The 18754-nt window shown below is 35.8% G+C and carries 19 protein-coding genes and 1 tRNA gene; 6 read left to right on the top strand and 14 right to left on the bottom strand.

Going from position 1 to position 18754, the window contains the following annotated elements:
• Window positions 1-3: 3 nt before the first annotated feature.
• Window positions 4-936 (bottom strand): phosphate ABC transporter permease PstA, encoded by a 933-nt coding sequence (pstA, locus tag K5783_RS10050; RefSeq protein ID WP_297474130.1) that lies wholly within the window; start codon window positions 934-936, stop codon window positions 4-6.
• Window positions 933-1910, bottom strand: a complete 978-nt coding sequence (pstC, locus tag K5783_RS10055; RefSeq protein ID WP_297474132.1) for a phosphate ABC transporter permease subunit PstC — start codon at window positions 1908-1910, stop codon at window positions 933-935. Before pstC ends, pstA begins: the two co-directional genes overlap by 4 nt.
• A 119-nt stretch (window positions 1911-2029) precedes the next feature.
• Here pstC and K5783_RS10060 point away from each other — a divergent pair, with 119 nt between their 5' ends.
• Window positions 2030-3073, top strand: a complete 1044-nt coding sequence (locus tag K5783_RS10060) for a phosphate uptake regulator PhoU (protein ID WP_297474134.1) — start codon at window positions 2030-2032, stop codon at window positions 3071-3073.
• A gap of 38 nt (window positions 3074-3111) precedes the next feature.
• Here K5783_RS10060 and K5783_RS10065 read toward each other — a convergent pair whose 3' ends face one another.
• The 6 genes from K5783_RS10065 to K5783_RS10090 form a co-directional block, all read right to left on the bottom strand.
• Window positions 3112-4713 carry a hypothetical protein gene (locus tag K5783_RS10065; RefSeq protein WP_297474135.1) on the bottom strand — a complete coding sequence of 534 codons (1602 nt, stop codon included), beginning with the start codon at window positions 4711-4713 and terminating at the stop codon, window positions 3112-3114.
• 184 nt (window positions 4714-4897) lie between these two features.
• A complete protein-coding gene (gene pstS, locus K5783_RS10070; protein ID WP_297474136.1) occupies window positions 4898-6148 on the bottom strand; it encodes a phosphate ABC transporter substrate-binding protein PstS in 1251 nt (416 codons plus the stop codon).
• An 86-nt stretch (window positions 6149-6234) separates the two neighbouring features.
• Window positions 6235-7800, bottom strand: coding sequence for a 6-bladed beta-propeller (locus K5783_RS10075; RefSeq protein WP_297474137.1), 1566 nt, complete (start codon window positions 7798-7800; stop codon window positions 6235-6237).
• A 95-nt stretch (window positions 7801-7895) separates the two neighbouring features.
• A complete protein-coding gene (locus tag K5783_RS10080; protein ID WP_297474138.1) occupies window positions 7896-8681 on the bottom strand; it encodes an ABC transporter permease in 786 nt (261 codons plus the stop codon).
• The gene (locus tag K5783_RS10085) at window positions 8678-9676 is read right to left on the bottom strand and encodes an ATP-binding cassette domain-containing protein (RefSeq protein ID WP_297474139.1); all 999 of its coding nucleotides are present in this window, start codon (window positions 9674-9676) and stop codon (window positions 8678-8680) included. Before K5783_RS10085 ends, K5783_RS10080 begins: the two co-directional genes overlap by 4 nt.
• Window positions 9677-9891: 215 nt before the next feature.
• Window positions 9892-10344: a PRC-barrel domain-containing protein gene (locus K5783_RS10090; RefSeq protein ID WP_297474140.1), complete on the bottom strand. Its 453-nt coding sequence runs from the start codon at window positions 10342-10344 to the stop codon at window positions 9892-9894.
• 87 nt (window positions 10345-10431) lie between these two features.
• On the opposite strand from K5783_RS10090, the gene K5783_RS10095 reads away from it, so the two are divergent.
• The gene (locus K5783_RS10095) at window positions 10432-10755 is read left to right on the top strand and encodes a nitroreductase/quinone reductase family protein (protein WP_297474142.1); all 324 of its coding nucleotides are present in this window, start codon (window positions 10432-10434) and stop codon (window positions 10753-10755) included.
• Here the strand turns inward: K5783_RS10095 and K5783_RS10100 are convergent, their stop codons facing one another.
• Complete coding sequence (locus K5783_RS10100) at window positions 10756-11526, bottom strand: winged helix-turn-helix domain-containing protein (RefSeq protein WP_297474143.1); 771 nt, start codon at window positions 11524-11526, stop codon at window positions 10756-10758.
• Window positions 11527-11669: 143 nt separating this feature from the next.
• Between K5783_RS10100 and K5783_RS10105 the strand changes: the two genes are divergently transcribed.
• The gene (locus tag K5783_RS10105) at window positions 11670-13883 is read left to right on the top strand and encodes a beta-propeller domain-containing protein (RefSeq protein WP_297474144.1); all 2214 of its coding nucleotides are present in this window, start codon (window positions 11670-11672) and stop codon (window positions 13881-13883) included.
• 6 nt (window positions 13884-13889) lie between these two features.
• Here K5783_RS10105 and K5783_RS10110 read toward each other — a convergent pair whose 3' ends face one another.
• The gene (locus K5783_RS10110; protein ID WP_297474145.1) at window positions 13890-14534 is read right to left on the bottom strand and encodes a hypothetical protein; all 645 of its coding nucleotides are present in this window, start codon (window positions 14532-14534) and stop codon (window positions 13890-13892) included.
• Between the two features lie 81 nt (window positions 14535-14615).
• Here K5783_RS10110 and K5783_RS10115 point away from each other — a divergent pair, with 81 nt between their 5' ends.
• Complete coding sequence (locus K5783_RS10115) at window positions 14616-15092, top strand: hypothetical protein (RefSeq protein WP_109876305.1); 477 nt, start codon at window positions 14616-14618, stop codon at window positions 15090-15092.
• Window positions 15093-15102: 10 nt separating this feature from the next.
• Here the strand turns inward: K5783_RS10115 and K5783_RS10120 are convergent, their stop codons facing one another.
• Both K5783_RS10120 and K5783_RS10125 read right to left on the bottom strand, forming a co-directional pair.
• Window positions 15103-15462 (bottom strand): tetratricopeptide repeat protein, encoded by a 360-nt coding sequence (locus K5783_RS10120; protein ID WP_297474147.1) that lies wholly within the window; start codon window positions 15460-15462, stop codon window positions 15103-15105.
• A gap of 57 nt (window positions 15463-15519) precedes the next feature.
• Window positions 15520-16998, bottom strand: coding sequence for a peptidase (locus K5783_RS10125; RefSeq protein ID WP_297474294.1), 1479 nt, complete (start codon window positions 16996-16998; stop codon window positions 15520-15522).
• Window positions 16999-17107: 109 nt separating this feature from the next.
• Between K5783_RS10125 and K5783_RS10130 the strand changes: the two genes are divergently transcribed.
• Complete coding sequence (locus tag K5783_RS10130; protein WP_200829030.1) at window positions 17108-17275, top strand: hypothetical protein; 168 nt, start codon at window positions 17108-17110, stop codon at window positions 17273-17275.
• 36 nt (window positions 17276-17311) lie between these two features.
• On the opposite strand, the gene K5783_RS10135 is transcribed toward K5783_RS10130, so the two are convergent.
• Window positions 17312-17455, bottom strand: coding sequence for a hypothetical protein (locus K5783_RS10135; RefSeq protein WP_297474148.1), 144 nt, complete (start codon window positions 17453-17455; stop codon window positions 17312-17314).
• Between the two features lie 63 nt (window positions 17456-17518).
• Complete coding sequence (locus K5783_RS10140) at window positions 17519-18433, bottom strand: hypothetical protein (protein ID WP_366939188.1); 915 nt, start codon at window positions 18431-18433, stop codon at window positions 17519-17521.
• A gap of 69 nt (window positions 18434-18502) precedes the next feature.
• On the opposite strand from K5783_RS10140, the gene K5783_RS10145 reads away from it, so the two are divergent.
• A tRNA-Glu gene (locus tag K5783_RS10145) sits at window positions 18503-18577 on the top strand.
• Window positions 18578-18754 lie beyond the last annotated feature (177 nt).

The following is an 18754-nucleotide window of genomic DNA, read 5'->3' on the forward strand; positions in this document are numbered from 1 at the left end:
CAGTCAATTTTTAGCATGCATTCCTTTCTTAATTAATTGTCCGAAAATTCCTTGCTTTCCCTTCCTATTTGCAAAAAAGTATCTAACTGCCAGATTAATTCCCAGAATTATTATAATTAAAACTAGAGCAGAACCCCAACCCTGTAATTGCGCACTGTCATAAGGCAGTAAAGACAATCTCCAAATTCTCAAAGGCAGTGCATCCATTGGAACATCCATGCTGCTAAAGAATTGGCTGCTTCCAAGAATAGTCATAATTAACGGAGCGGTTTCACCACCAATTCTCGATACAGACAATAAAATTCCAGTAATCATTCCGCTTTTTGCAGCAGAAATTACAATTCTAAAAGTAATTACCCATTTTTTCAAACCCAGAGCAGTTCCAGCTTCACGATAAGTCACAGGAACCATTTTCAGAGATTCTTCAGTAGTTCTTGCAACAATGGGGAACATGATTAAAGATAATGCAAATGCACCTGCCCATACTGAAAAATGACCAAGAAGTAACACAATTACTAAAAATGCAAAGATACCAAGAACAATAGATGGGAATTCCATGAACACATCATTGAAGAATCTTATATTTCGTGCAAGCCTATTGTCGCCATATTCAGATAGATAAATTCCAGACATGACACCTATCGGAACTCCAATTAAGCTTGAGAGCCCAATTATTATCAAAGTGCCCTGAATTGCAGGTCCAATGCCACCTTCACCAGAACCAATAGAGCCAGGTACTTCGGTTAAAAATTCATAGCTTATTGCAGCAAATCCATTTTTGAATACTTCGACTAGAATGCTTCCAAGAGGAATAATTGCAATTATTACACATGCAAAAACTATGATTCGAACTATTTTATCAACAACAAGTCTTTTCTCAACATTATTTTTGAATAGAGCCCTATACTCTTGCCTTTTTTCATTAGTAGTACTCAATTGTTAATTGCACCCTCCTTTACTTTCATCATTCTAGTAACCAGCAAGTGTGCAACTACATTGATTGCAATTGCAATGAGTAAAAGAACTAACGCAACTCCAATCAAAGCAGGAAGATGCAATGATGCAGGGGATGCTTCAACAAATTCATTTGCGATGATACTAGACATTGTTTGACTTGGTTTGAATAGAGACGAAGGGATTGCAGCTATACCAGTTGCATTGCCAATCAACATTGTCACTGCCATTGTTTCACCAACAGCTCTTCCGAGTCCAAGAATCGACGCACCAATCAAGCCAGTTTTAGAGTACGGAAATACAGCTAGCTTGAACATTTCCCATTTTGTTGCACCTAACATGTATGCAGCTTCTCTTTGTTGTTGAGGTACTGCTTTCATTACTTCACGAGATACTGCTGAAACGGTTGGAATAATCATTATAGCTAAAATTACACTTGCAGTAATTATGTCAAGGCCAAAAGGAGTTCCCGAGAATAAAAATATGGAATCACCAAATAAATCGTGCAGTGGTTCTTCAACCCAGTCCTTAAAGTAAATTCTAAAAACAAAAAGTCCCCATAGTCCATAAATCACACTTGGAACAGCAGCTAAAAGTTCAACAATAAAACCCAAAGGACCACCTATTTTTGCGGGAGCATCAGAGATGAACATTGCAATTCCAATACTTAACGGAACGCCAATCAACATTGCAAGTGAGGCAGTAACTAGTGTACCAAAAATGTAGGGTAATGCACCAAAAGATTCCCTACCTTCAACTGCATTCCAATCAGTACCAGTGATAAATGACAATCCATCTTCCTCCCAAATTGGATATGATTCAGAGACCAATTGAAAAACCAACAATGCAATCATGACTAAAACATAAACGCCTGCTACAGTTGCGCCAATCTTGAAAATTTTATCTGAAATTTGGCGTTTACCATGCTTTTCAGGATTTAGATTAATCCGTTCCACATAATTCAGGCATGAAAATGGAGTTATCTAAGATTTGATCATATTTTATGAGAATGTCATAGTTCTATATAGATCCTCATCTAAATTGTAAATAAGTAAAATTTCTCAATAGATTTTAGTTGGAAACGTTAGAAAGCTCCAAACAAACAAGACGAATGCAGCTTAGTGGAGGCTCCACATACATTATTTCTCTTCCAAAGAATTGGATTGAAGAGTTAAAGATCAAAGTAGGGGAAAATGTCACGATTATTAAAAATTCTAACAAATCATTAACACTTATCCCTAAAGAGGGGGAAAATCAAACAAAAAAAAGTACAGCAGTTGTACTATCCAATCAAAAAGATTCGGGGGAATCAATAAAGAGGAAAATTATTGCAGCATATCTTTCAGGTTACAAAACCATCAAAATTACAACAAAAGGGATGAGAATTCCAGCAGAACATTCTAGGAGCATCAGAGAATTGGTCAGGTCTACTATGATTGGAACGGAAATTGTAGAGTCAAGTTCTGAAAACATCATTATCCAAATCCTCACCAGACTTCCAGAATTGTCATTTGATACTGCATTGAAGAGAATGTATTTGATGGCAAATAACATGGTGCTTGAAGCAATAGAATCACTAGAAGAGGTAGATATGAGTCATGCAGATGAAGTTGTAAATATGGATGATGAAGTAGATAGATTTGGCCTGTATATGAGACGTAATTTAGTTTTAGCAGTAGGAAATGAAAATTTTCTACAAGACATGGGACTGAGAAAACCATCTGACTGTCTAGGACATAGGGCCATAGTTAGCAGAATTGAAAGAATTGCAGATCATGCGTCACTAATTGCAAAAAGAACAAAATTCATTGAAGGTAAAATAGATTCAAAAATTTTTGTAAAAATAAAAAAACTCTCAGAGAAATCACTTGAGGTATTTGAGAAATCAATTACAGCGGTTCAAGAGCATGATTTTGAAAAAGGAGAAAGGGTGGCAGAAAAAGTCAACCAAGTGATTGAGGAGGAAAAACAAATTATGAGTAAAATCAAAGAAACAGAAAAAAATTCCACAATAATCAGATTTGTGTTAGAAGACTTGAGAAGAATTGCAGAGTATTCAAGCGATATTGCCGAAGTCGCAATAGATGAGAATATTCAAAATATCATTACTGAAGAATGATAATTAAAAAAATAAAAGAAAAATAAAAAGAAAAAAGTCTACTCTACGTAGAATCCTTGAGCCCAGTCATCAGTCTTTCTTAAATCACTGGTGCTGGAAGTTTTTGCTTTTTCAATATTGAACATTGCATCATATGCGGGATTGTTTGGACGGTATCCTTGACATTCAAAGTCAAAAATATTTTCTAGTGCGAATTTATTTTTAACATAACTCTCTTCAGAGTTTGGATTTGTAGAAACATCGTAATCTGTTGCCCTACAGCTTGAATAGTTGAAACCGCGAATTTCTTTTTCTCCAGATACTATCTTGACATCAATGTCAACGAGATCACGGTTTTGAGTTCCAATTATTCCTTGAACTTTTAATCCGTCATCAACATGCTTGTATAGCAATGGATAATCACCTACAATTCCTCTCAACTCAACAGTTGGATATGCTGTCTTTCTTGTAAATTCGGTTCCAACATCCTCTGTTGCTGTAAGCACATTACTTTGTTTGAACATGGAAAACTCTGCAGTTTCCACGCCATAGTCAAAAGTAAATGTGACAAAAGCACTCAAATCCTTATCGGTGTTTTGAAGTGGTTCCTCATACTCATTTACAACCTTAGTTGTTTTCCAAGTAGTATCTCCTTGAAGAGCACCATAATTCACATTCAATGGTTTTAGACCTGAACATTCAAATCCTAATTGATATGCGGTTACAAATCCACTCTTTTTTGTAAATCCTTCTTCTTTATCTGTAAGAGTCGTAATTTTTGCACTCTCCACATGACAACTTCTGAAATCGAAGCCTCTCAATGTTTTATCACCATTAGTAAATTCCACTAGTGCATCAAAATCATCATTAGATTGTGCAGTTAGTCCAGATACTTTTCTAGCATTATCAATTTTGCTTTGCAACATTGGATAATTATCCAAAACTCCTTCTACTGTGAATTCAGCCTTAGCATTTCGTCCAGTTTCACCATATCCTGAATCTAGATTAAATGATGGGAATTCAATTCTTTCCTTTCCTTCATTAAAGGAGAAGGTTACTGAAGTTTTCACATCGTTTGCATATTTGAATGCAGATTCACCATGATCTATAATGGTCCCAGGAGTAATTCTTGCGGAATCATTATTGGAATTTAGTCCACTACATACAAAGTCAATTTTATCAACTATTGCAAATCCGACACCAGCAAAATAACTTTCATAGTCATTTGAGTCAAGTGTTTCGACTTGATAGTTGTCAACTCGACAATTGGTATAAGCAAGGGAGATTACATTTTCACCGTTTTTTACAAAATTAGCATCAACATCAAAGTATTTGAACTGATGATCAAATGCTGCGTTTGAAGAACGGTAGATATACGCCTCATCCATTGCCTTGTGCAATAATGGAGAATCTGTTACTGTGCCTTCCACTGAAAATGAAACGCCAGCATCATCAATCATGTTTTCGCCCATTTTAAAAACAGGGAATTCATATGTTTCAGTTCCATCTCTGAATTGAAATGTCAATACCGGCATTACATCGCCAATCATTTTGTATCCTTCACTTTCTTCTGCATATGCGTTTGAAAGGTCAAAAGAGGTTACGGCAAATAATGCAACAATGCTAAAAATTGCAATGTTCTTTACGTTTTTGTAAGTCATTGAGAAACAAAAAAGAAATACAACCTATAAGCTGGATCCTCATTTTATCCGAGTGGAACATATGTGTAGATAGTACTCGTAATACTATATAGAGAATTTTTAATTCTAAAAATTTGTTTCAAGAAATTAAAATAAAATTTAAGAACAAACTAAATTAAAAAAATAAAATTAAAAAGAAAAGAGTTTAGACTTTGAGAATTCCTTGTTTAATTAGGAATTGTAGTCCGTTGATGTAGTCTTGATCAGATATCAGTCCTTCTGACCACCATTTTGCATTGTCTCTGATCCATTTTGGAATCTCTAGCGATCCAGTGCTTGTTGCTTTGTAATCCCAAAGCTTTTCGCCATCATACGTTACTTTGGATAATCCCTGTTTTCCTAGTTCTACAACCTTATCGGCAAGTGGAACATATAGTAAACTTGAGGAGAATTCTTGACCATCAGTTATCATCCAATGAATCATGTGGATTACAGCTTTTGCTTGATCTTTGTTTTTAGTTACTTGTTTCAGATCATCATATACAAGAAGATATGTGAAGCTTGCAATCGGATATGAATCTGGACCGGGGGCATTAACAATTGTTACATGAGCCCAATTATCTTCAGATGCTGGCAAAGTATCTGCCACCCCACTAGATGCAGCAGAAATGCTGTCTAATGTAGGTTCGATGAATGCAGTTTTGTCAGCATTTTGAATTGATGCATAGCTCATTCCTGTTTGGAATGCATATGCAAGTTCAATGTAACCAATTGCGTATTCAGTGGATTTTACAATTCCAGCAACACCTTCATTTCCTGCGGATGCAAGACCTGAAGGCCATGGAACCGATTTTCCTGCACCTATCTTCTCATCCCAAGTTGGACTTACAGTAGATAGGTAATCTGTAAAGACGAAAGTTGTCCCAGAACCATCAGATCTATGTGCTGTAACAATATCTTTAGCAGGAAGATTCAATCCAGGATTTTCTGCAGTGATTGCAGGGTCATTCCATTTTGTAATTTCTCCCAAGAATATTTTAGAGACAACATCTGCTGTTAGTTTTAGTCCTTTGTTTGGAACTTCAGGGATGTTGTAAGCAACTACTACGCCGCCGATTGATTCGGGGATGTGTAGGGTTCCCGGAGCTAATTCTCTTTCAGATTCCTTCATAGGTGCATCGGATGCTGCAAAGTTTACGGTTTTTTCAATGTGTTGTTTAATTCCACCGCCACTTCCAATCGATTGGTAGTTAAGATTTACATTGTCGTATGCATTTTTGTACTCAACTCTCCACAAATCAATCAGAGGGAATGGAAACGTTGCACCTGCCCCTGTCAAATTGAATTCAACGTTTGGGTTGGGTACATCGGGCATTGAAGAAGCGTTTGCGCTTAATGGTGGCAAGATAGCAACAAGTGTTGCGATCAAAAGTATTGATGTTATTTTTGCTCTCATTGAACTAACGTGTTTAGAAATTTATTTACAAATATCAATAATAGATTACGAAAAAACAAGATCATCCTATTGACTATATAGATTATTTATGATTCGCAATTTATCAGCAGATCAGTTTGAGAATCTATTGGAGAGTAACACCCATCAGAGTCATCTCCGCCATCCATCACATCAGATCCAGAATTTGAATAAAGAATATCATATCCTGAATCACCTTTTAACACATCATTTCCCGAATTGCCCATTATGGTATCATTTCCATTATTTCCATAAATTACATCATCACCGTCACCACCAAAAATACAATCATTCCCATCATTGCCGTTAATGATATCAACACCGGCCAACCCAAAGATCAGATCATCTGCAGATGTGCCTTGAATAAAGTCATCACCATCAGTTCCTACTATCATGTTATAATCAGAGTAAACATGTCCGCAGGCATTAATGGTGATGGTCTGGTATGTTTCTGCAGTATTGCCAGCATTGTCAAATGCAATCCAAGTAACCTTACTTACACCTAGAGAGAATTCTTCAGGAGCATTATTCAAAATTACTTTGACTCCACTTTCAGTATCAGCAGCTAATGCCTGACCAATATCTACGAAAGTCAATAATCCAGTTGCATCCAGAATCATGTTGCTTGGGGCCATGATTGTGGGTTCAATTTTATCAGAAGAATAATCCTCGCGGATTTCAGGTTCGATTATTTCAACTATTTCAGAAACTTCTGGTTCAACATAAAACGGAGTTTCAAGAGAGTAAATTTTGTGTCCTGCAGAATCTACAACAAGTAACTCACCATTAATGCCCAATGTAATATCAGTTGGAGAACTAAACATTCGAGGATATGGCCCATTTTTTTCAAAAATATTAAGAGTCAAACCAATGTCTTGTTCAAGATGTAAAATTCTACCATTATCTGAATTTATAACATAAATTGCTCCGTTAGGATCAACTTCAATTCCCGAGGGTGAAAAAACATAATTCAATCCACGAAATTGAAATGACTTTATGAATGAGCCATCCGAATCAAATTTTTCGATTTTGCGATTTCCTTTATCAGTCACATACACATATCCTTGTTCATCAACATCAATTCCAATTGCAGTAAGAAATTGACCTGAACCCATTCCACTTGTACCAAATGATAAAACAAATTCGCCGTCAGAAGTAAATTTTTGAATTCTTTGATTACCAGTATCTACAACATAAACAAAGTTATCAGAATCAACTGCAATGCCATTTGGATATTTGAATTCCCCGTCATGTATTCCTTTACTGCCCCATTGATCAGCAAACGTTCCATTAAGATAGAATTTTTGAATTTTATGCAAGTCATGATCTGCAACAAAAATAAAATTACTACTCACTGCAATTCCAGAAGGATAGTGAAATTCTCCAGGCAATGTTCCACTTTGCCCCCAATGAGTAAGATATTGACCATCACTAGAGAATTTTTGAATTCGCTTATTGCCCAAATCACTTATGTATGAATTTCCATCTTCATCAACTGCAATAAATTCAGGATACGAAAAATGCCCAGGTTTTGATATTCCAAACTGACCCCACTCAGATACCAAATCATAATCTCCTAGGGCAAATGAAGATGGGACAAATGCACTAAACGCTAAGAATATTGAAAAAACCATGACAAGCAGGACAAACTTTGACAACAGTTACTTTTGCTAAAATTTGGCAAAGATCATCAAAGTTAACAATTATTCCATTTTTTGTCAACTTTATGTCAGAACGGCTTGTTTACCTCACGCGTGAACACATAGCTTGCAAGACCCACCATTACAAGAACAAACACAGAGATAACTCCAAGGCTCAAAGCTATTGAGATCCCACCTTCAGAGACGCCTGTCATCAGCTCCCTAACCAGCAATACAGTATAGGTAACAGGATTGAGTTTTGCTATCATTGCAAGCCAATTGGGCAGTAATTCTAATGGAAATAATGCAGGGCTTAGCATGAATAAAGGCATGCCAAGAAAATTGATCACACCCCAAAAAGTTTCCTGAGATTTTGCTGTCGCTGCAACAATTACTGAGATTCCTGAAAAACCCAATGAAAACAAAATCACTATTGCCATGATAGGTGCAATCATTATTGGATTTGGAAAAGTAACACCGATTGCCAAAGCAATTCCCAAAATTAAACTAGCTTGCATTGCTGCAATCAATGAAATTGCAGACATTTTTCCAAGGGCAATTGCAGAACGAGAGATTGGAGAAGTAAGAGCCTTATTCATAAAACCATAACGTCTATCCCAAAGAGTATTAACGCCACCAAAAATACTTGTAAAAATTGCAGTAAGAATAATGACGCCAGGCGCCATAAACTCAATGTATTCACCTTCAAAACCTACTGACTGAATGAGTGGTTGAGTTCCCGAAAAAGTATTTCCAATAACAATTATCCAAATTGCTGGTTGAATCAAACGAATCAAAACGCCACTTCTAGATTTTTTGTATCTTTTTAGTTCTCGCCAAAAAATCGTATAGGTATCATACATCAAAGTATTCATGCACGTAACCCCTTCATCTTGGCATGTTCTCGTTTTCGATTAAACTTTGAATCATCATCCCGTATTTCATGACCAGTGTAGGATAGGAAAACATCATCAAGTGTTGGTTGAGTCAGGGCAATTGAGATGATTTTAATTTTTAACATAGATGAAATTTGGAAAATTTTTGGAATAACTTCTGTCCCATTTGATGCAAACAAAGTAAGATTGGTGCCATCAACATTAATCTTGTTTACAAATTCTATCTTTCTAAGTTCAGATAAGAATGAATCCGGACTTGCTCCGTCTTCTAAAATTATAGAAATTACTTCGTTACCCATTGCATTTTTCATGTTTTTGGGAGAATCAATTATCTGAATCTTACCACCATCAATAATCCCAACTCTGTCGCAAAGTTGATCAGCTTCTTCCATATAGTGAGTGGTAAGAAAGATAGTCATCTCAAATTCATCGTGAATTTTTTTCAAATATTTCCAAATTTTTCTTCGTGTTTGGATATCCAAACCAACGGTAGGCTCGTCAAGAAACAGAACTTTTGGCCGGTGTAAAAGACCTCCTGCAATATCAAGTCTTTTTCTCATTCCACCAGAGTAAGTAACTACAGAGTCATGCTGCTTGTCAGAGAGTTCAATTAATTCTAAAACAGCATCAATTCTGACATTTATTTCATTTTTTGGAATATGATTGAGTTTTGCTTGCAACAAAAGATTCTCTCGTCCAGTAAGGTATTCGTCAACGGTAGTTTCTTGTTGAACATATCCAATATTCTCACGAACTTTTTTTGGATCAGCTGTTACGTCAAATCCAGAAATCAGAGCTTTGCCAGATGTGGGTTTTAGTAATGTAGTCAGAATCATCATAGTAGTACTTTTTCCTGCACCATTTGGTCCCAAGAATCCAAATATTTCTCCACTTTCAACTGAGAAAGAGATATCATTTACAGCGATTACGTCTCCAAATGATTTTGTCAGAGATTTTGTTTCAATAGAATGCAATGCTTTGATCGCATCATGCAATTATAAATTGCTAAGTATTGATTTGAAACCACATAAAAAATTTAAAGAGTAGCAAGATGATTTGTTGTATGATAGGATTATGTCAAAAATGCCACTCATCAAATGTAGAGATAACAATACAGGAAGGAATTCCTGTTTGTCAAGTATGTTCTAAAAAAGCGAACTAGGTGGCTTTTAAAAAAGAAAAAAAGAAATTATTCAGTTTTTTTGAATTCTTCTTTACTCATTCTCAGAATGACTTTTTCGCCAATTCCCCAAATTTCAGATTTGGACAATATTTTAGAATGCATCAAACCATCAGTAACTTCAATTGATTCAAGTTCGTTGGTTTCAGGATTTCTATGTAGCCGTTTGACTTTGCCAATTTTATGGCCATCAATGTCAACCACTGTAACTCCGGTTCTTACAGGAGGTCTGCTAAGAAGTAGAGTTTCCTCAGAAAATTTGTCAATGAAATCCTCGGAAAGAAAATAATCCTTGTTGAATCCCTGATGGATTGTCACTCCAGATACGGTAAGAGTATCAGGATGAATGTGGATATGTTTGACTTTACCATATCGAATTCCCTCGCGGTCTATCACTTTTTTTCCAGTAAACGAATCTGCAGTTGCAATGTTTGTAGGCATTCCTTCTAGTTTTACGGACATGGAATGATATCAGCAGATTTGCTTATCATACCAGATATCAGAAATTTCTATCAATGAGGTTAAATTACTTGACAGAAAAAAGCACGCATGGAAATTAAGGAAGAGTTATTCAAGCCAATCCTAATCACAAAGGGGAGAAATACAGGGAATCCACATTCAGTGATGCTTCTAGCAGTCAACTTTAATGGTAAAATTTACTTTTCCAGACATATGCCGGATGGAGATTGGTTCAAAAACGCCATAGCAAATCCGCAAGTCAAAATAAAATACAAGGACAGGATTTTTTCTGGACATGCAAAGCTAATCACCGACGAAGAATTTAGTGAGAAAATTTCAGAATTAAAATACCCAGGTGAAAAAAGGGCAAAAGAGAAAAGAGTGACGATAGAGGTCACATTTGATTCTGCATAATTATTTTGATTTTTTCAAGTATTTGTACAAATAGTACACAGTCAACCCGCCAAGAACTGCTGTCATTATGACAAATGGCAAAAACAGATCATATGAAGAAACAACACCAGAATCAATCACAGTTTCTGCAATATCCAGATTTTCTTCGGCAAAATCCTGAGGCTCGACGCTTTTTGCAAATTCCATTAGAGGTTCTGATTCGGCAGTAACAGGAGCAGACGCTGAAACAGATTCGGAGGATTCATCCATTCTAAATGACTCAGTATTTTTAGCAGAAAATTCTGCAGTTCCCTTACTTGAAATTTCATTCATAGGAATTTGTTTTGCATGTAACTGTGACAATGAAAGCAATCCTGATAGTCCAGTTGCAATTCCAAATCCTACAACTTTGTAAATATGCCTAAAGGAGCGGACGAGTAATTTGCTTTCTTTGGTTTTTTCTGAAAGTGTGGGAGGGACAATAACAATACTGAATTTTGTTGCAGAGTAAACTTTCATGTCTTGGGACTTTGAGTTTTTTTCAATCTTTGAAATTTTGACCACACCTAAATCCTGAAGTTTGTTTAGGTGATACTTTACTAGTTGAAGAGAAATCTGAGTTTTTTGGGCAATCTGGTTTGCAGTTAGTTCGTCGTTGAAGAGTAGTTGGAGTATTTCTCGGCTAGAATCGTTGGTAAATAACTCTCCAAATAACTTTATTTTTTTGTCATCTGTTGCAAGAATTTTGATCTTTTCTGTAAAGCCATCATCAGGAGTTTCATCGGAAGACATCAGAGTGGATACTGTAAATCCAGCATATGTAAGTTGTTTGGTAAAATTGAAATTTCACTAAACCTTTTATCCCAAACTACAAAATAGTAGCAATCACTAAAAGACAGTGCTCAAAAAAAGAGTCTGGAAAGAGTGAAGAAAAAATGAATTCAAAAATAACAATCCCAATAGCAATCGTCATTTCGGTCATAGTCACAGCAGGCATTACGTATTCAATAGATTTTGAACAGCCCCAAATCTCACAAGTATCAGGTCCTGAAATAGTCTATGTTGAGAAATCAGACTATTTTGAAGGATCACAAAATATCAAGAAGATTTCATCACAAGAAGATCTAAAAAAGATTCTCGAGGAATCTGCGGTTTTCGGAGGGGGGTTTTTTGACAACAGAGTATTTTCCACAAGAGCGATGGCGGATGATGCAATAATGGAATCAGAGGGATTTACAGGCGCGCCAACACCGGCACCATCAATTCCTACAGGCGCCGTAACAAAATCAGAATCTGGAGGCACAGACTATTCCACTACAAATGTTCAAGTTGAAAATGTAGATGAGCCAGACTATCTAAAAAATGATTCAAAATATGTATACATCGTATCTCAAAACACTCTTACTATTATCGATGCATATCCAGCAGAATCTGCGAAGATAATTCTCAAAATCGCACTAGACATTGAATCTCAACATATTCAAAACATGTTTCTAAATGGAGAAAGGCTAGTAATATTTTACAACGGGCAAAGCGATGATGAGATAATTCCACTCTATGACTTTGTACCAAGACGTTCGTACAGTCAAGTTACACATGCATTAATTGTAGATGTTTCAGATAAAGAGAATCCAACTATTCTCAAAGACTATTCCGTTGATGGATATTTTACTGATGCACGAATGATCGGAGACTATGCATACTTTGTAACAAATAGCAACATAGATTATCAATATCCAAGGTTGCCCGTAATTTTAGAAAGGTCTGTTCCAATTTTGACACCTGATGCATTTTACTTTGATAACGTAGAACAGTTTTCAAACTTTAACACATTAACTGCAATCGACATATTTGGAGACACAGTAAATTCAGAAACATTCCTTATGGGATATTCTGGCTCCACATATGTTTCTGAGAACAATTTTTACTTGACTTATCAGCAAAACATGCCATACGGATTTTATGAAGACTCGGCTAGAGACAGATTCTTTGATGTCATAGTACCATTATTGCCAAATGATATTCAAGAAAAAATCAAACAAATCCAAAACGATTCCTCAATTAGTGCATCAACTAAATGGCTAAAAATTTCAGAATTGATGCAAAATTCATACAATGAAATGGATAAAAATGACAAAGAAAAATTATTTGAGAAAATAAAAGAGGCCTTGATCAAATACGACAAAAAAATTCAAGAGGAAGCAAACAAGACAATAATTCACAAGATTTCAATTGACGAGGATAAAATAGAACATATTGCAAAAGGCACAGTCCCAGGCAGATTACTAAACCAGTTTTCCATGGATGAAAGCGGAGATAGATTCAGAGTTGCAACCACATCAGAGCATTATTCTCAATATCAAGGGACAGTTCGCTCAAATTCAGTCTATATCTTAGATGATAATCTAAACATCGTTGGAGGATTGGACAATATTGCGCCTGACGAGAGTATTTTCTCAGCCAGATTTATGGGCGACAGATTATACTTGGTAACGTTCCAGCAAATCGATCCCTTCTTTGTAATTGATTTGTCGTCAGACAAACCAAAGATTCTCGGGGAATTGAAGATCCCAGGATTTTCAAACTATTTGCACCCATACGATAATGAACACATTATTGGAGTAGGTAGAGACACCAAAGAAATTGAAAATGGCAGAGTCCAGCAGCTAGGAATCAAAATTGCATTATTCAACGTAGCAGATGTGAAGAACCCAAAGGTTGTAGACGACATAGTCATTGGAGACAGTTCCACATATTCTGAAGCACTAAACAATCACAAAGCATTCTTTTTTGATAAAAAAAGAGACATCCTTTCACTTCCAATTACTAGCGATGTAAAAAGTTTAGATGAAGTTTCTAGTGCAAAGATGATAGCACCAGAGTATAATCGCTGGAGTGGATTCTATGTATTTGATTTAGATAAAATAGATGGACTCAGTATTATGGGAACGATATCTCATTCATCAGAAGACTCGAGATATTACGGGATGGGAAGCGCCAGAACATTCTACATTGATGACGTATTGTATACAGTATCAGATGAATACCTAAAGATGAATAACTTTGAGGATCTAAAAGAAATCAATTCGATAAAATTCGAAAACACTGGAAAGTTCATAGAATATCTCAACGAAGACTTGGTTCGATGAACTAAACTACACCAGATGGACTATCGTTGAAACACCGCGTCTGTCAAATTCAACATCGTTTTCAACCTCGCTAATTGTTACAGTAAATGAAATAACATCACGTGGTTTTGCATTTTCTGCATGAAGCTTCAAATGTATATCCATCATTTCAAACTCTTGTGTTGGCAAATCATTCTCATCAATGTATGCATCACAAGTGGACTCTATTCTAAACCGATCATCTTTAAAATGAAAACCCAATTTCATTTTCCTTCCATCTCTTCCATGTCCCTTTACATTTACGTCAACAATACCAGGGCGTGTTTCGGTGTAACCAGATTTACGATTAACAAAGACTCCTATTTCAAGGGGCTTACCTGCTGTGGATTCGGCCATCTTTTGTATACCATCATTCATCACCACATCTATTGCCTTGATTGATTGAGCAACCTTTGCGATCCATTCATTAGTTCTAGTAATGGTTGCACGAATACCTGCTCGCCTTCTCTTGTCTTCATCTTCGGGTAGTTTGTAATAGTCTACCCACGCTTCATAATCATGGGAAATATCCTCAATAAAATCAATGCATGTTCTTCGGTATTCATCAACATTGTCGGTTCTCTCTGATGCATCATCAGTACGCAATCCATCAAAATCCATAGGCATGGCCATGAATAGAATTAATCTTAGTTCTAAAAAAACCAATCTTGAGATAAATTAATGATTATAATAGGAATTTTGTTTAAGAAAATAATGATATTTTCTGAAATAGTTACTGATCTTCAAAATCAATTAAAAAAAGATCTGGCACAAATTAGATTTCTGTTAAAGAAAAATCCTGCATTAGGATATGCAAGAATCGTAGAAATTGGAAAAGAGGTTGGAAAAAAATACAATATCAAGCTAATCGTGAATTTTCCAAAAAAAGGAATGATTGATGAATTTGACATGTATGGCAAAAGAGACTTGAGTTTAATTGTAGATTATGATCTAAAGAGATTTCCAATAGATAGAGAAATAATTAAACAAAAAGCAAAAGAGATTCTAGGAGATGTTCAAACAGAAGACGCATACATGTATGAAAATAAAGAAGGGGTAAGAGTATTTACAGATAATTGGAAGATAGACATCCTACCTCATTCAGTACACATCTGGACTGAATTTAACGAAAATGTTACAGCGTTTTGCAATTGGTTAATGGAGAATGCTTACAAGATGAAAAACAAGTAAACTTTACAAATCAGAGACTTTCTAGTTCTTCAAGCAAATCTTGTGCTTCAGAATTTTCTGGTTGCAATTTTAAAATACGCTTACAACAATCAATTGCCTCATCTTTTTGTTCCAATGCCAAATGAACATTTGTTTTCAAAGTAAGATTTTCTACATCTGTGTTGTCAAGTTCAAATGCTTTGTCAAAATAAGGCAATGCTTTTTTTGCATCATCTACAATTAGATAAACACTTCCCATAATGAACATAAAATCATGATCATCCAAAAATTCGGATTCCAATCTTTTTCCAAGCTTTATTGCATCACTGTATTCACCGTCTTTTAGTAATTTTTTTAGACGGCGTTTTGGATGTTTGAAAAGCCCTACCATGTCGATGTGTTATTTTTCAGGGTTTTCGTAATTTGAATGTAGGACATTAGATAGCGTTTAATCAAACAAGGATTCTGGTTGATATCCGCTTGGCTTTTGTGTTGAAACAGATTGAGGAATCTTCATGATGCCTTCTTTTATTAAGAATTGAATTCCTTGTACAAAGGAATTGTCATCTATGGAACCGTCAGCCCACCAACCGGCATTGTTTTTAATCCATGATGGAATGTTATTTGCGCTTCCGCCAGAGCCTTGAACTGTGGGAGGAATCTTCATGATGCCTTCTTTTATTAAGAATTGAATTCCTTGTACAAAGGAATTGTCATCTATGGAACCGTCAGCCCACCAACCGGCATTGTTTTTAATCCAATCAGGAATTTTTTGTACGGGAATTGTACCGTCAGCTGCAAATATTGGAACTTCAATCTCCAAATAATCAGCTGCTCCAGACGGGGCAATTCCTTCAGGAGATAATCCATAAATCCAAATAACATAACGAGCAATGCCAGGATCTTCTTTTACAATCATGCTAATAGTTTGTTGACCTGATGGAGAATAGAGAAACTTCCTGCCTTCTTCCTGTGCAATTGATCTTAGAGGTTTCAAATTTTCATCTACAGTTAGAAAGTCAAATTGAACTTGGTTCAAGTATTCAGTATCATCATATTTACTAATGAAACTAATTAGCCAATCCATTTCACAGCCCACAACTGGATCTTCAGGACCATAGAAGATATGCACTTGGTAATCAAAGTTCTTTGTAGGTTTTTTTATGCTAACTGTCTTTTCAAAATCAGTTTCACATCCTGCTGCTTCAAGTTCATCCAAAGTGGACACAATGCCTTCAAAAGGACTAGTTTGTACATTTTCTTTATATTCTAACAACGAGAATTCGTATTCTGTAGGCGGAATTCCTTCAGACACATGTGTGTAAGTTTTAGCTTTTATTGGAAATGGAAAATCATCTACAATCCATACTTTGCTTCCAACGCCACCAGTCTTCCAATACATTTGAACAGTTTCCCAAGTACCTGCTGGAACAGTAATTGTTTCAATTGCTTTTGGAAGTACTTGTTCGCCTCCAATGTTTCCAATCTTACCCCATGATGTTGCTTTGAATTCTTTTGGACCTTTTCCACCAGAACTGGAATCAGATGTTGCAAATGCAGAAAGCCATACCACGGAAGACTTGAAAGCACCTCTGTAAACGCCTAATTCATCACTGCCTCCTGTAGGTTCTGGCGCAATTTTTCCTAATTCCATTTCACCTACAATTCGTTTGTTGCCATCATAAACGACAACTTCAGCTAACCATTTGGTTTCGCTTCCGACTTGTTTGTCACCTTTTATCCACAGATCCATTTCAAATTTAGCACATTCTTTGTAGTCCACATGACACATTGAATATGAAAAGAAGTCTCCTTGTTTGAGACCTTCGCCTGCATACCAGGATCCTTCTTTATCCACACCGCCAGCTTGGAATTGCGCAAATGCGAATGGAATTGATACTGAACCTAACAATAAAGCGGCAAACATTGGAATAATTAACAACAAACCTTTCAAATCTAAAAAAAATTGGCAAAACGGATAGTTAAAGGTTATTCAAATAAGCAAATATAGAGGAAAATGTGCAGTAATTCCAGAAATGTGCGAATGTTCCAAAGTGCACTTGTTCGAAGTTGAATTCAAACTAGATGGCATGACAGTTGTTCCAACTCACAAGAATTGTGGATTTGGTTTAGATGAGAAACAAGCTGACAAGTTCCAAAAAGAACTAGTAAAGTCTTGGGGCTTTGAGGAAGATGAAGATTAATTAAAAAGAAAAAATAGATTTTAAGATACTATCGAATTATAGTTGTCCGACAGCTTCTTTGCAAACGCTAGTTGAGCATTTGCAGTCATGACTGCAAATACAATGACCTTGCATTGCACAATCGCATTCATATTCTGGATCTCCGCTATCAGCTTCGCATCCACATGCTTGATCTACCATGCTAATTCTGTAATTTTACTTATTTTAAAAGGTTAGTACAAAAGACGAGAAATTACTCCCTTTTCAAAGAATCCCAAGGATGTCATTACATGATTTTTGTATGAGATTGGCTTGTTGCTCAACTAAATTCATATCAGCCTCCAGATCAAATGCAACTTTTAAGATATGAATATGATCTTGTCCTCGATTCAAGGCATTCTTGATTTTTAAGAAATTTTCTTTGTTAATCCACCCCAGATAAAAATAACAGTCAGAGAGCCTTGAGTTTTTTACAAAGAATTCGTATTTTTGTTTAATAATTTGGGAATGATTATTTTTTTCAATTAAATCGGAGAACCCGATAGTAGATTTTAGCATTCTTTCTAGTAATGGGGGAGTAGCTCGCTCAATTCCCACAGTTTGAGTAACAATCGAGATATGCTCATTGATTTGATTTTTTTCCAGTCTTCTTAGAAGATCAAGCATATGAGAAGGACTAATTCGCAGATGATTCAATGAAGTGATTGCATCTGCCAAATTAAAAGTAGCACATTTTTGCCAACAAGGACCAAAAACATCAGAAGATTGAATCGATTCTTTTGTTTTTTGACAACAAAATAATGATTCAATCAAAGAATTTTTGGCAGAATCAGCATAAAGTGAAGAACGCTTTTCATTAATCTTTGATAGAAGCATCCTGAGTTCCCAGGAATCGTCCTGAATGATCTGAAGTTTATCATATTGAAGAAGCTGTTTTGACTGCGTTTCAGAAAATGACGCATGATGAATCATAACAAATTCATTTTCATATGGCACGATTTCTTGTCCGGATTTTTCATCAAAGACAAAAACATCATAGTCACATGAATCATCATTAATTTCAGATGTTCTGCATCCACCCAAACCAACTGGAAAACTAGTCAATTCATGTTCAGAAAGGAATTTTTTAACATCCATGAATTCAATGCTTTTGATTTTTCTATAAAGGAACCAACTCACAAAGTTTTACAAATTCATGCAAAGTCAAAACATTTCCTTTAAATTGAGATTTAATTGGTTTTGTATCAAGCTCCTATAGTGTAGTCCGGTTAAGCATTTTGGCTTCTCAAGCCAAAGACTCGGGTTCAAATCCCGATGGGAGCATTACATTTTTGGGAATATAGACAGAGGCTTAGAAATGTCACAAAAACTCTCAGTTTAGAAAAAAATAGATTTGTACAATGTAAAAAGAACTTATCGATAATCAGTAAAAAGGTAAAGCCTCAAACTATGCGTAACTCACTGCTATTTTTGGTATTGACTAGAGAATGATATGGAAGT

It is taken from the genome of Nitrosopumilus sp. (assembly GCF_025699125.1).
Classification (GTDB): Archaea; Thermoproteota; Nitrososphaeria; order Nitrososphaerales; family Nitrosopumilaceae; genus Nitrosopumilus.

Excerpts from the sequence above, each read along its gene's own strand:
- K5783_RS10065 (WP_297474135.1), bottom strand. The coding sequence starts at position 4,713 with ATGACTTACAAAAACGTAAAGAACATTGCAATTTTTAGCATTGTTGCA.
- pstS (WP_297474136.1), bottom strand. The coding sequence starts at position 6,148 with ATGAGAGCAAAAATAACATCAATACTTTTGATCGCAACACTTGTTGCT.
- K5783_RS10075 (WP_297474137.1), bottom strand. The coding sequence starts at position 7,800 with ATGGTTTTTTCAATATTCTTAGCGTTTAGTGCATTTGTCCCATCTTCA.
- K5783_RS10080 (WP_297474138.1), bottom strand. The coding sequence starts at position 8,681 with ATGAATACTTTGATGTATGATACCTATACGATTTTTTGGCGAGAACTA.
- K5783_RS10090 (WP_297474140.1), bottom strand. The coding sequence starts at position 10,344 with ATGTCCGTAAAACTAGAAGGAATGCCTACAAACATTGCAACTGCAGAT.
- K5783_RS10095 (WP_297474142.1), top strand. The coding sequence starts at position 10,432 with ATGGAAATTAAGGAAGAGTTATTCAAGCCAATCCTAATCACAAAGGGG.
- K5783_RS10100 (WP_297474143.1), bottom strand. The coding sequence starts at position 11,526 with ATGTCTTCCGATGAAACTCCTGATGATGGCTTTACAGAAAAGATCAAA.
- K5783_RS10105 (WP_297474144.1), top strand. The coding sequence starts at position 11,670 with ATGAATTCAAAAATAACAATCCCAATAGCAATCGTCATTTCGGTCATA.
- K5783_RS10110 (WP_297474145.1), bottom strand. The coding sequence starts at position 14,534 with ATGGCCATGCCTATGGATTTTGATGGATTGCGTACTGATGATGCATCA.
- K5783_RS10115 (WP_109876305.1), top strand. The coding sequence starts at position 14,616 with ATGATATTTTCTGAAATAGTTACTGATCTTCAAAATCAATTAAAAAAA.
- K5783_RS10120 (WP_297474147.1), bottom strand. The coding sequence starts at position 15,462 with ATGGTAGGGCTTTTCAAACATCCAAAACGCCGTCTAAAAAAATTACTA.
- K5783_RS10125 (WP_297474294.1), bottom strand. The coding sequence starts at position 16,998 with ATGTTTGCCGCTTTATTGTTAGGTTCAGTATCAATTCCATTCGCATTT.
- K5783_RS10130 (WP_200829030.1), top strand. The coding sequence starts at position 17,108 with ATGTGCGAATGTTCCAAAGTGCACTTGTTCGAAGTTGAATTCAAACTA.
- K5783_RS10135 (WP_297474148.1), bottom strand. The coding sequence starts at position 17,455 with ATGGTAGATCAAGCATGTGGATGCGAAGCTGATAGCGGAGATCCAGAA.